10 protein-coding genes and 1 pseudogene are annotated in these 12,947 nt (G+C 35.8%); 9 read left to right on the top strand and 2 right to left on the bottom strand.

All coding sequences use genetic code 11. From position 1 onward, the window contains the following. Nucleotides 1-20: 20 nt before the first annotated feature. From rocF to JFT95_RS25980, 8 genes and pseudogenes are all read left to right on the top strand, one after another. Nucleotides 21-914, top strand: coding sequence for an arginase (gene rocF / locus JFT95_RS25950; protein WP_002009861.1), 894 nt, complete (start codon nucleotides 21-23; stop codon nucleotides 912-914). Nucleotides 915-1,163: 249 nt separating this feature from the next. Beyond that, nucleotides 1,164-1,985, top strand: a complete 822-nt coding sequence (gene cdaA, locus JFT95_RS25955) for a diadenylate cyclase CdaA (RefSeq protein WP_002191712.1) — start codon at nucleotides 1,164-1,166, stop codon at nucleotides 1,983-1,985. Further along, complete coding sequence (locus JFT95_RS25960) at nucleotides 1,978-3,477, top strand: CdaR family protein (protein ID WP_201053521.1); 1,500 nt, start codon at nucleotides 1,978-1,980, stop codon at nucleotides 3,475-3,477. Before cdaA ends, JFT95_RS25960 begins: the two co-directional genes overlap by 8 nt. After that, a complete protein-coding gene (gene glmM / locus JFT95_RS25965) occupies nucleotides 3,470-4,816 on the top strand; it encodes a phosphoglucosamine mutase (protein ID WP_002091472.1) in 1,347 nt (448 codons plus the stop codon). Before JFT95_RS25960 ends, glmM begins: the two co-directional genes overlap by 8 nt. 285 nt (nucleotides 4,817-5,101) lie before the next feature. Beyond that, nucleotides 5,102-5,286 (top strand): annotated as a pseudogene (locus JFT95_RS30165) (hypothetical protein). 12 nt (nucleotides 5,287-5,298) lie between these two features. Further along, on the top strand, nucleotides 5,299-7,101 hold the full coding sequence (glmS, locus tag JFT95_RS25970; RefSeq protein WP_063218217.1) for a glutamine--fructose-6-phosphate transaminase (isomerizing): 1,803 nt from the start codon (nucleotides 5,299-5,301) through the stop codon (nucleotides 7,099-7,101). A 111-nt stretch (nucleotides 7,102-7,212) separates the two neighbouring features. Then, nucleotides 7,213-7,371, top strand: a complete 159-nt coding sequence (locus tag JFT95_RS25975; protein ID WP_235610166.1) for a hypothetical protein — start codon at nucleotides 7,213-7,215, stop codon at nucleotides 7,369-7,371. A gap of 147 nt (nucleotides 7,372-7,518) precedes the next feature. Then, nucleotides 7,519-9,492 carry a S9 family peptidase gene (locus JFT95_RS25980; RefSeq protein ID WP_201053522.1) on the top strand — a complete coding sequence of 658 codons (1,974 nt, stop codon included), beginning with the start codon at nucleotides 7,519-7,521 and terminating at the stop codon, nucleotides 9,490-9,492. 181 nt (nucleotides 9,493-9,673) lie between these two features. On the opposite strand, the gene JFT95_RS25985 is transcribed toward JFT95_RS25980, so the two are convergent. Then, nucleotides 9,674-10,180, bottom strand: coding sequence for a DoxX family membrane protein (locus JFT95_RS25985; protein ID WP_201053523.1), 507 nt, complete (start codon nucleotides 10,178-10,180; stop codon nucleotides 9,674-9,676). A gap of 159 nt (nucleotides 10,181-10,339) precedes the next feature. Beyond that, nucleotides 10,340-11,641 carry a DUF5068 domain-containing protein gene (locus JFT95_RS30245; protein ID WP_201053524.1) on the bottom strand — a complete coding sequence of 434 codons (1,302 nt, stop codon included), beginning with the start codon at nucleotides 11,639-11,641 and terminating at the stop codon, nucleotides 10,340-10,342. Between the two features lie 500 nt (nucleotides 11,642-12,141). On the opposite strand from JFT95_RS30245, the gene JFT95_RS25995 reads away from it, so the two are divergent. Continuing rightward, complete coding sequence (locus tag JFT95_RS25995) at nucleotides 12,142-12,918, top strand: SDR family oxidoreductase (RefSeq protein WP_002124715.1); 777 nt, start codon at nucleotides 12,142-12,144, stop codon at nucleotides 12,916-12,918. Nucleotides 12,919-12,947: the final 29 nt, after the last annotated feature.

A 12,947-nucleotide genomic window follows, 5' to 3' on the forward strand; every position in this document is an offset into this window, starting at 1 on the left:
ATAAAAGGGGGATACTATCTATGAAAAAAGAAATCTCAGTTATTGGAGTTCCAATGGATTTAGGACAGATGCGTCGCGGGGTTGATATGGGACCAAGCGCGATCCGTTATGCAGGGGTAGTTGAAAGAATTGAACAAATTGGATATGACGTAAAAGATATGGGAGATATATGTATAGAGAGAGAAAAAGAAGTAGATGAAAATACAAAGTTACGAAACCTTACTCAAGTTGCAACTGTATGTAATGAACTAGCGACTAAGGTTGATCATATTATAGAAGAAGGCCGTTTTCCACTTGTATTAGGCGGTGATCATAGTATTGCTATTGGTACGCTAGCTGGTGTGGCGAAACATTATAAAAATTTAGGTGTTATTTGGTATGATGCACACGGTGATTTAAATACAGAAGAAACATCACCATCTGGAAATATTCACGGTATGTCACTTGCTGCAAGTTTAGGTTATGGACATTCTTCACTTGTAGATTTATACGGGGCATACCCGAAAGTAAAAAAAGAGAACGTTGTAATTATAGGTGCACGTGCATTAGATGAAGGGGAAAAAGACTTTATTCGTAATGAAGGCATTAAAGTATTTTCAATGCATGAAATTGATCGTATGGGTATGACGGCTGTTATGGAAGAAACAATTGCTTACTTATCTCATACTGACGGTGTTCATTTATCATTAGATTTAGATGGTCTTGATCCTCATGATGCACCAGGAGTTGGGACGCCTGTAATTGGTGGTTTATCGTATCGTGAAAGCCACCTAGCGATGGAAATGTTAGCAGAAGCTGATATTGTTACATCTGCTGAATTTGTTGAAGTAAATACGATTTTAGATGAGAGAAATAGAACAGCAACAACAGCGGTTGCTTTAATGGGTTCTTTATTCGGTGAAAAACTAAAATAAATGTAAGAAAAGCAACTGAGAAGTTGCTTTTTTTATTTGAAAATAGGCGTATAATAATGACTTATATTATACTGTAGGATAAGAAAGTTTGACATCTTACCAATTTAAGCTAAAGGGGGGGCGTTTGTAATTGTCGTTTGGTTCATGTATGGTATAATTAACTAGTTGTTGGAAATACATACAGATAGAGCATAAAATAATATTTCAATATATGGATAGAATTGCTCGTAAGTAGGAGGAAGGGTTAGCATGCCTTTTGAAGATACGACCATTTTGAAATATCTTAGTACGGCATTAGATATTGCTGTTGTATGGTTTATTATATATAAGCTAATTCTTATAATTCGGGGCACGAAGGCTGTGCAACTTTTAAAAGGTATTACAGTTATTATTGTCGTCCGGATGATTAGTATTTTACTTGAATTGCATACGCTATATTGGCTAACGGAACAAGTATTAACGTGGGGATTTTTAGCCGTTATTATTATCTTCCAGCCAGAATTGAGAAGAGCACTTGAGCAGCTAGGACGGGGTAGCTTATTTTCGCGTGTGGGAACTCACGAGGACGATGAACCTGAAATTGTTGCAACAGCGATAGCGAAAGCAACGGAATATATGGGAAAACGTAGAATTGGTGCACTAATTACTTTGTCAAAAGAGACTGGGGTGGATGATTATGTAGAAACGGGTATTCCGCTAAATGCAAATGTGTCATCGGAATTACTCATTAATATTTTTATCCCTAATACCCCTCTTCATGATGGAGCAGTAATTATGCAGGGAAGTACAATTAAAGCAGCAGCATGTTACCTTCCGTTATCAGAAAGCCCATTTATTTCTAAGGAGTTAGGAACTAGGCATCGCGCTGCAATGGGAGTTAGTGAAGTCACTGATAGTATTACAGTAGTTGTGTCGGAAGAAACAGGCCAAATTTCTTTAACGAAAAACGGGAAGTTACATCGTGATTTGAAGACAGAACAGCTGAAGGACATGTTGTTAGCAGAATTTAGTGGGAATGAAAAAACGACTTCTTCGTCTTTATGGAATTGGAGGAGAAAGCGTCATGGATAAGTTAATGGAGAATCATTGGTTTTTAAAAGGAATCTCATTACTATTGGCGTGTATGCTTTTCATGTCAGCAACTTTAACTGAAAAAAATACGACATCGAGTATATTACCTTTCGTAAATGAAACGAAAGAAACATTAACTGATTATCCTATTACCCTGAAGTATGATGAAGAGAAATATATTGTAAGTGGTATTCCATCAGGTGGAGTCAAGGTGAAGTTGGAAGGTCCAAAATCAGCAGTTGCTACAGCAAAAGCAAAAAAACAATTTGATATACCAGTTGATTTGAGAGATAGCGAAAAAGGGACTTATGAAGTTTCTTTGAAAACGAATGGGCTTCCAGATGATGTGAAAGGAACAGTTCAGCCATCAACAATTAAAATTACTCTACATGAAAAAGCGAGAAAATACGTTCATGTAGACTTAAAATTATCAAATGAGGATCAAATGCCAGCGGGTTCTACTCTCGAAAAATCAAACATTAAACCTGATACTGTTGAGGTAGTTGGGACGAAAGAAGAAATTGAAAGTATTTCATCTGCTAAGGCGTATATTGATTTAAAAGGTGTTAATAAAACTGTTACAAAAACAGCCGAAGTTACATTATACAATAAAGAAGGAAAACGTTTAAATGTAAGAACGAGTCCATCTAAAATTAGTGTAACATTGAATGTGGCGACGCAAGCTACGGCCAATAATACTGAAAAAACTGTTCCTGTGACGTATACGAAAAAGGGGAGTTTGCCAGAAGGATTGACTGTTACAAATATTAGCGTTGAGCCAAGAGAAGTAACGATAGCAGGTCCAAAAGACATTTTGGATAATATACAATCTATAGAGGGGGTCGAGGTAGATTTTAGTCAATTGACGGATTCTACAACATTCGATGCCTCTGTTTTATTGCCAAAAGGTGTAACAAGTGCAAAACCAAATCAAGTGAAGGTTTCCGTAGGGGTACAAAAGGTAAAACAAACGAAAAGTAAAACTATTGATGGTATCCCGATTCAAAAAAGTGGAATTCCGAATGATGTTACTGCGCAGCTACTTTCGCCACAAGATGGAAAGATAAGCGTTGATATTTCAGGAGAAGCAAGTATAGTAGATAAAATAACAGCTGCTCAAATAACAGCGGCGATTAATCTGCAAAATGTATCTCCGGGGACGAAAGATGTTTCTATTCAAGTGAGTGGTCCTGGTAATATTTCGATAGAAGCAAAACAAAAAAGTGCTAAAGTCACAATTGTGAAGAAAGAAAAGCCGGATAAAGAAGTACAGGGTAATATTGAACAACCAGATTCAAAAAACAATCAAGAAAATCAAACTGAAAAACCAAAAAATCCTGAACCAGATCCAGAAAAGGATCAGGAAAAAGATAAAGAAAAAGAAAAAGACAAAGACAAAGAAAAAGACAAAGAAAATGGCCAAGAACCAAGCCAAGAACCAACAGTAGATAATCAAAAAGAGCACGAAAAAGGAGCGAATAATAATGGGTAAATATTTTGGTACAGACGGAGTACGTGGGGTTGCAAATAAGGAATTAACACCTGAATTAGCTTTTAAAATAGGACGTTTTGGCGGCTATGTATTAACAAAAGATACAGATCGTCCAAAAGTAATTATTGGCCGTGATACACGTGTATCTGGACATATGCTAGAAGGAGCTTTAGTAGCAGGCCTATTATCAACTGGAGCGGAAGTAATGCGCCTTGGTGTTATTTCTACACCAGGTGTGGCTTATTTAACAAAAGCTTTAGGGGCGCAAGCAGGTGTTATGATCTCTGCATCTCATAACCCAGTACAAGATAATGGAATTAAGTTCTTCGGTTCAGATGGATTTAAATTAACAGATGAGCAAGAAGCAGAAATTGAAGCGTTATTAGACAAAGAAGTTGATGAGCTACCACGTCCAACAGGTACTAACCTTGGACAAGTGAGTGATTACTTTGAAGGTGGACAAAAATATTTACAATACATTAAACAAACTGTAGAGGAAGATTTCTCTGGTTTACATATTGCTTTAGATTGTGCACATGGTGCTACATCTTCTTTAGCTCCATATTTATTTGCAGATTTAGAAGCTGATATTTCAACAATGGGAACTTCACCGAACGGTATGAATATTAACGCTGGAGTAGGTTCTACGCATCCAGAAGTGTTAGCTGAATTAGTAAAAGAAAAAGGTGCTGACATTGGTCTTGCTTTTGATGGTGACGGAGACCGTTTAATCGCAGTAGACGAAAAAGGAAACATCGTTGATGGCGATCAAATTATGTTTATTTGCGCGAAGTATATGAAAGAAACTGGTCAATTGAAACATAATACAGTTGTTTCAACAGTTATGAGTAACTTAGGTTTCTACAAAGCGCTTGAAGCAAACGGTATTACAAGTGATAAAACAGCAGTTGGTGATCGCTACGTAATGGAAGAGATGAAACGTGGTGGATATAACCTGGGCGGAGAACAATCAGGTCATATTATCTTACTTGATTACATTACAACTGGTGATGGAATGTTAAGTGCACTTCAACTTGTAAACATCATGAAAATGACGAAAAAGCCATTATCTGAGCTTGCAGGTGAGATGACAAAATTCCCACAATTACTAGTAAACGTTCGTGTAACAGATAAAAAACTAGCATTAGAAAATGAGAAAATTAAAGAAATTATTCGTGTTGTAGAGGAAGAAATGAATGGAGACGGTCGTATTCTTGTTCGTCCATCTGGAACAGAACCACTTATTCGTGTAATGGCAGAAGCACCGACACAAGAAATTTGTGATGGGTATGTACATCGTATTGTAGAAGTTGTGAAAGCTGAAGTTGGCGTTGAATAATTAGCTGGTTTTATTTAAAAGGAGCACAAAAAGTGCTCCTTTTTCATATGTTTTATAGACAATGAAAAAAATTTCATTGACGATTTATATTGTTTGTTATACGATGGTCTTGTTCTTTTTCTCAAAGGAAATATTGTAAATTATAAAAGCGCCAGAACTACAAGTAGTGTAGTTGACGAGGTGGAGTTTATCGAGATTTCGGCGGATGACTCCCGGTTGTTCATCACAACCGCAATCTTTTACTTAAAACATTAAGGTGACTTAGTGGACAAAGGTGAAAGTGTGATGAGAGAAAAGGAACGGATGAATACTAGCTGTATAAGTATATACGGACTTTAACCCAATCGAGAGGAAGGTGAAAGCCGTTACAAGCTTACAGGGCTAGCAATATGTAATCCGTTTTTTTAATATAAATAAATGGTATCGGACTATGTCGTTACATGTTCGCAAAGCAGTGTAAGCATTTGTAACGGCGACTAAACATGTGTGGAATCGTAGGATTTATTGGAGAGCAAGATGCAAAGGAAATTTTATTAAAAGGTTTAGAAAAGCTAGAATATCGCGGATATGATTCAGCAGGTATTGCAGTACAAGCAGAGAACGGTGTTGTTGTATACAAAGAAAAAGGCCGTATTGCAAAACTTCGCGAAGTCGTAGAAGAGAACGTAGCAGCAAGCGTGGGAATCGGTCACACACGCTGGGCTACACACGGTGTTCCAAGCAAACTAAACGCGCATCCGCATCAAAGTACATCAAAACGCTTTACACTAGTTCATAACGGTGTAATTGAAAACTATGAGTTAGTGAAAAAGGAATATTTACAAGATGTAACGTTCGTAAGTGAAACAGATACAGAAATTATCGTGCAACTTATGGAACAACAAGTGAGCACAGGACTAAGTGTAGAAGAAGCGTTCCGTAATACGCTATCTCTTTTACATGGCTCTTATGCAATCGGATTACTTGATGCTGAAAATCCAAACATGATTTATGTTGCTAAAAACAAAAGCCCGCTATTAGTAGGTGCTGGTGATAACTTTAATGTTATTGCAAGCGACGCTATGGCGATGTTACAAGTTACAGATCAATTTATCGAGTTAATGGATAAAGAAATGGTAATCGTAACAAAAGAAAGCATTACAATTAAAAACTTACAAGGTGAAACGATTGAACGTGCACCGTTTACAGCGGAATTAGACGCAAGTGATATTGAAAAAGGAACGTATCCTCATTTCATGCTAAAAGAAATCGACGAGCAACCACTTGTAATCCGTAATATTATTCAAAAGTACCAAGATGAAAATGGGGAAATTGAATTAGATCAAGATATCCGTAACGCAATTTTAGATAGCGATCGCATTTACATCATTGCATGTGGAACAAGTTATCATGCAGGTCTTGTTGGAAAGCAATTCATTGAGAAATTTGCGAAAGTACCAGTTGAAGTACATGTAGCAAGTGAATTCTCTTACAACATGCCATTATTAACAGAAAGACCATTCTTCATTTACATTTCACAAAGTGGTGAAACAGCTGATAGCCGTGCAGTACTTGTGCAAACAAATGAAATGGGTCATAAAGCATTAACAATTACAAACGTACCTGGTTCTACGCTTTCTCGTGAAGCTGATTATACACTTCCGTTATATGCGGGACCAGAAATCGCAGTTGCATCGACGAAAGCATACACAGCACAGCTTGCAGTACTTTCAATCTTAGCGGCTGACATTGCAAAAGCAAAAGGTGAGGTTCTTGATTTCGATTTAACACATGAATTAGGACTTGTAGCAAATGCAATGGTAGTACTTTGTGATCAAAAAGAAGAGATGGACGCATTAGCAAAACAATTTTTAGCAACAACGCGTAACTGCTTCTTCATCGGACGTAGCGTAGACTTCTTCGTAGGTTTAGAAGGTGCGTTAAAACTAAAAGAAATCTCTTACATCCAGGCAGAAGGATTTGCTGGAGGAGAATTAAAACACGGTACAATTGCCTTAATCGAAAACGGTACACCAGTTATCGCACTTGCTACACAAGAGCACGTAAACCTTGGAATTCGTGGTAACGTGAAAGAAGTAGTAGCACGCGGAGCTAACCCATGTATCATCTCAATGAAAGGCTTAGAAATGGAAGGTGACAGCTTCGTATTACCAGCTGTACACGAAGCACTAGCACCGCTAGTAGCAGTTATTCCATTCCAACTTATCTCATACTACGCAGCGCTTCACCGCGAATGTGACGTTGATAAGCCACGTAACTTAGCTAAGTCTGTTACTGTTGAGTAGGAGATTGGTAGAGTAACTAGATTATTGTAAATTTAAAATAAAGTCACGACGTTTATAAAAAAGTTGTGAAGCTTTGCCCCTTTGGATATGATTATCTAAAGGGGCATTTTTGTGTCGAAAAAAAGAACATCTAAAATCGATAAGTGGATTAAAGAGGGGCAAGGAACTGGCAGTGGGAGAGATTATCAGCCTTGTCTTGAAATTCAAGATGATCCCTCATTAGATCGGTCAGTGGGATTTGAAAAGTATAAAAACCGGCAGACAGCATGAGGTTTTATCGGATTTGGGACGGAACTACTTTTATTTAACTGAATTTTCTGTTGTTATTTCAGATATTCGTTGATGGAAAAAAACACTGATTAAAGTTTCACTTTATTGAACAAATTAGATTACTAGACATTACAAGGGGGTTTATTAATGAAGGTGAAAGAAAAAACATATTTAAGTATAGAAGAGATTATTTCATTACCAACCTTATCAGGTGCAAATATAAGTGATGACGGCAAAAACGTAGCATTTGTTAAGAAGACAGCTAACTGGAAAGACAATACATATAGGAATCATGTATGGATATATGAAAAAGATAAGAAGCAGAGTTACCTATTAACAACTGGGGATATAGATAGTATACACCCATTATGGTCCCCAGATTCTAGGGATATCGCATACCTTAGCCCAGTTGGTGACGGAGATAATAAGAAAAATCAAATCTTTGTTAAGTCAATAGATGGTTATAGTGAGTTACAAATTACTGATGAGAAAGAAGGGGTCAGTACATTCAAATGGGAGCCTACTGGTAAAGGTTTTTATTATGTTGCACAGTCAAAAGAATGTGAGGAAATAAAGAAACGTAAGGAACTATATGGGGATTTTCAACATATAGGTAAGGAACATCAGAATAATTGTTTATATTACATTGAAATAGAAAAAGTGATACAAAATGATAAAGGGGAACGCGAGATTAGCGGTGTTTATCAATTAACTGATGGTAAGGATTTTCATATCCATGAATTTGATATTTCAAATGATGGGAAAAAGGCTGTATTTATGGCTACACCAAGCTCAAATATGGGAGATTATATGAATGGTGATCTATATATATTAGATATTGAAGCTGGAGAACTACAAAAGATGAATATAGATAAGTTGTTAGGAGGGAGCGTCTGCTTTTCCCCTGAGGGCAGCAAAATATGTTACTCAGCAAGCATAAGAGAGAAGGATTACTATAGAAACCATATACAAGAAAGTACATTAGAGATATATGATATGAATACTGGAGAGGTAATTCAGCCTCTAACAAACTTTGATAGTACGGTTATGCCATTACAGTGGACAGCTAAAGGAATTTTAATTAGATGGCAGGATAAAACGAATTATCTTATTGGGTTGCTATGTGAGGATGGCACTGTAGAAATGTTAAGTGAAAACGTAGATGGCTTTATAATGGATGCCTCTATAACAAGGGATGGACATCATATATCCTATAGTAAGGCTATAACAAATGAAACCTTTGAAATCTATTTAGACGATAAAAAAATAACGGATGAAAATAGCTTTTTTAAAGGAAAGCTGAAAAGTAACAGGGAAATAATCTCATGGAAAAGTAGTGATGGTCTTGAAATAGAGGGTGTTTTATCAACCCCAGTAGATTTTGATGCCAACAAAAAATATCCTTTATTAGTAGTAATCCATGGTGGTCCGGCTTGGGCATCCTTCCCAATATTTTCAGATTGTTTTAATGAAAAATATCCTATTGAGCAGTTTATCGAAAAAGGCTTTATCGTTTTAGAACCAAACTACAGGGGAAGTTCTGGTTATGGTAATGAATTCTTAAAAGCAAACTATAGAAAACAGGGGATTGCTGACTACGAGGATGTTATATCTGGAGTGGATAAACTAGTTGAAAAAGGGATTGCAGATAAAAATAGAGTAGGGGTTATGGGATGGAGTAACGGGGGATATATATCAGCTTTCTGTTCTACATATAGTGATAGATTTAAAGCTATCTCAGTTGGGGGCGGAATCACTAACTGGGGTACCCATTATGTAAATACAGATATCCCTTACTTTATTAGAATGTATTTAGGAAATACTCCATGGAATGATCCAGAGATATATAAGAAAACATCACCAATGACATATATTAAATCAGCCTGTACGCCCACTTTAATCCAACATGGCGAAAAGGATGCAAGAATTCCAACTCTAAACGCACATGAACTATATGAAGGATTAAGGGACATGGAAGTTGATACAGAATTAATTATATTTATAGGAATGGCATATAGCCCTGATCAGCCGGGAATGAATGTAGCTATTATGAAACAGAATCTGATGTGGTTTTCACACTATATTCTTGGGGAAAGTATGAAAGGTTTTAGGGTTTTATAATGGCTTGTTTTAGTCTTTAAGCTTTTTAGATGCTTGAAATAAAGTCGTACACATTTATCCGGTTATATATGATTGAGTTTAACATTTCGGATAAGGCAAACTGTGAAATATTTTGGTGTAAATAAGAAAAGAGCCTGAATGTAGGCTCTTTTCTTATTTATATTTAAAAGATGAACTGTTCTTATGCAGTTTTACTTAATTTATATGCTTCACGGTTATTTTTTTTGAAAAGTTTTGGGAAAACATAACCATCTAATCCAATACGTCCAGCATTCTGTCCTGTAACTAAAATGAACATAGTTAAAATAAGTAGGTTTGGGTTTACACTAACAGTTCCGCTTAATAAAAATGAAAGGTTCATTATGATGCCGAAAAATGCAGCTGTTTTTGTTAATCCACCTAAAATCAAACCTAGTCCTACTAAAATTTCTCCCCATTGAACTAAAAAGCTAAATAGGTCTGCGTTTGGAAGAACAAAATGTTGAAGAAAATCTGCCCACCAACCTTGTACTGCAGGGTGGTCACCTGATGCTTGAGCGATAGCTCCTTTTAGAAAACCACTTGCATCAAAAGACTGTCCAAAAACTTTTCCTATTCCAGCAGCGAGCCATGCATATCCTATGTAAAGTCGTAAAAATAATAATATGAAAGTAGCGCGTTTATCAGTTCTTAAAAAATTGATAACCATTGAAATCCCTCCAATGTATTGTATTTACATGTTTATTATATATCCATTGTGAATAAATTCACAATGGATAAAGTGTGAACAAAAATGGTGTTTTTATAAAATAAAAAAGGCATATAACAATCATATGTTATATGCCTTTTCTATTATATGTTTAGTAATCTATTTAGGTAATGTAAATTTAGCTTTTTTACCCTGTGAAATATCTTTTGCTTCTTTATTTCTCATAGGTCCTAACTCAATCTCGAAGCTTTTGTCTTTCAAAATCTTTTCATACTGCTCTTGGTCTAAAATATATACTTGCAGCAATTCTCCAGATGTTCCAGTTTTAACTGCAGCGTTATAGTCGTAATTTAATAGCATACCTTCATTAATCGTATATTGTGTACCATCATTCACTCTTAATGTAGAGCTTATAGGAGATAGTGAAACGTCTTGAGCATCTTTGTTATCAAGCTTGAATTTTACTGTTAACAGAACAAGACCGTTTTTAAAATTTGCAAAGCGTGGAGCTTCGACGGAATTTGGTGTGAATTGAGTGAATTGGTATCCGTCTAATGTAACATTAACAGCGCCTAATTCTTGGCTGTTATTAATACTTGATTTCTCTTTTAACATTTTTTTATCGCCCATGTTATTAGCTGTAGCTTTATCTTGGTAGAAAGTGTTATCTGTTGCAACCTTTTCAGCACCTTGTTTGTTTAAACTTAATGAAAAGCTTCCAGGACTTCCGATTGGAGCATCAAATTTTCCTTTATTAGCTTGTGCAGTTGGGACTGTGACTGAGACCGTTGAGAGATTTGAAATTTTTGCTAGATCATCTTTTCCGAATGGATAAGCGATATAACCAGAAATAGTTTCTCCTGCTTTTACTAAGTAATCATTCGTTGGAGCAAGCTTAGTTGGTAGCTGATCTTCTGTTGGAATTAAATCTCTATAGTTACTATATGCTTTCTGAGCACCAGTAAATGACATGTCCAATGCTGGCATATAATAAATATCTTTAGCTGAACTATTTTTTACGCTGTAGTTCACAAGAATAACTCCGCCCTCTGTTTGACGATTAAACGGAATGTCGAAGTTTGTATGGAATCCATTTAATTCAACTAATGTATAACCATTCATTGTTACTGAAACATCTTCAGCTTTATAGACTTGTGGTTCCTTATTTTCAAAAAGAACTTTTGTTTTACCACCTGTTTCTTTTTCCATATAGGAAATCAGCTTAGAGTAATCGCTTGAGCTAGTAGCTGTATTTTCAGGCTTTTTATCTTCAGCTTTTTTATCTTCGGATTTTTTTTCTTCAGGTTTATTTTCTTTCGTTGTATCCGTTTTTTCTGTTTTGTTTTCTTGCGTTACATCTTCTTTTTGTTCTTTATTTGTCGTATCGCTTTGACCACAGCCAGTTATTACAAAAGCTGCTACGATTAGTGTAGAAAATAAAGAAAGTAATTTTTTTGACATGTTTCTTCCCCCTATTTGTTTAAAACCAGTTGGGTCTGTATAATCAGACCCTTTATATCTCTCACATTAGCCCCACGTTTTATTATAAGAAAGTGAACCAGTATTTACCAGTGTTTTTCTGATTGTTTTTATTATTTTGATATCTTAATGGTTATTTTTAATAGAAACATAGTTAAAGCTTATATAGGTAATTACAATATTTTTCCGCCAAAAGAGAGAGAAGATTATCTTTTCTATTTTAAATATTGAATCTTTTTGTTAGAGTAAATAATAGAGATATATTGAAAGGGGACAAAGACTCGATATGTGGATGAACTTGTAATGATTAGAAATTAGATAGATGAATTTTTCTCTCATAAGTGAGGGTTTATTTAGCTATCTGTAAATCATTCAAGGACTGCATATTTAGCTTGTACATCCCCTTTGTAAGGGTAGATGCCTATGTGGGGAAATTTATATCTCTTATATAAAATATGCGTCCTTTAAACTTGGAGGAGTATATGATGAATCAATTGAAAAATAAAGTAGCTGTTGTTACAGGTGTTAGTCGTCTAGACGGTATAGGAGCAGCTATTTGCACGGAGTTAGCAGAGGCTGGATACGATATATTTTTTACGTATTGGACAGAATACGATAAAGAGATGCCTTGGGGCGTTGATAAAAATGAACAAATACAATTAAAAGAAAAGTTGATACAAAACGGTGTCAAAGTATCGAGCATGGAGTTAGATCTAACTCAGAATGATGCATCAAATCAGCTTATAAATAAAGTTACTGAACAATTAGGGTACCCGCATATATTAATTAATAATGCAGCATATTCTACAAATAATGATTTCTCTAATTTGACTGCTGAAGAACTAGATAAGCACTACATGGTAAATGTTCGTGCGACTACATTGTTAAGTAGTCAATTTGCCCAAGGTTTTGATAAGAAATCTGGTGGTAGAATTGTGAATATGACGTCGGGACAATTTAAAGGACCTATGGCAGGAGAATTAGCGTATGCAACAACGAAGGGAGCAATTGACGCTCTTACTAGTACGTTGTCAGCGGAAGTGGCCCATTTAGGGATAACAGTGAATGCAATTAATCCAGGTCCAACTAGTACAGGATGGATGACTGAGGAGATAAAGCAAGGATTAAGACCGATGTTTCCTTTCGGCAGAATTGGTGAGCCAAAGGATGCAGCAAGGCTTATTAAGTTTTTAGTGAGCGAAGAAGCCGAATGGATTACAGGGCAAGTTATTCATTCAGAAGGTGGATTTAAGAGATAATTTTATAATTAAAAAGAAGGTATCTCATT

It is taken from the genome of Bacillus sp. TH17 (assembly GCF_016651125.1).
In the GTDB taxonomy this organism is placed as follows: Bacteria; Bacillota; Bacilli; order Bacillales; family Bacillaceae_G; genus Bacillus_A; species Bacillus_A mycoides.

Coding starts and splice junctions, on each gene's coding strand:
- rocF (WP_002009861.1), top strand. CDS start 21: ATGAAAAAAGAAATCTCAGTTATTGGAGTTCCAATGGATTTAGGACAG.
- cdaA (WP_002191712.1), top strand. CDS start 1,164: ATGCCTTTTGAAGATACGACCATTTTGAAATATCTTAGTACGGCATTA.
- JFT95_RS25960 (WP_201053521.1), top strand. CDS start 1,978: ATGGATAAGTTAATGGAGAATCATTGGTTTTTAAAAGGAATCTCATTA.
- glmM (WP_002091472.1), top strand. CDS start 3,470: ATGGGTAAATATTTTGGTACAGACGGAGTACGTGGGGTTGCAAATAAG.
- glmS (WP_063218217.1), top strand. CDS start 5,299: ATGTGTGGAATCGTAGGATTTATTGGAGAGCAAGATGCAAAGGAAATT.
- JFT95_RS25980 (WP_201053522.1), top strand. CDS start 7,519: ATGAAGGTGAAAGAAAAAACATATTTAAGTATAGAAGAGATTATTTCA.
- JFT95_RS25985 (WP_201053523.1), bottom strand. CDS start 10,180: ATGGTTATCAATTTTTTAAGAACTGATAAACGCGCTACTTTCATATTA.
- JFT95_RS30245 (WP_201053524.1), bottom strand. CDS start 11,641: ATGTCAAAAAAATTACTTTCTTTATTTTCTACACTAATCGTAGCAGCT.
- JFT95_RS25995 (WP_002124715.1), top strand. CDS start 12,142: ATGATGAATCAATTGAAAAATAAAGTAGCTGTTGTTACAGGTGTTAGT.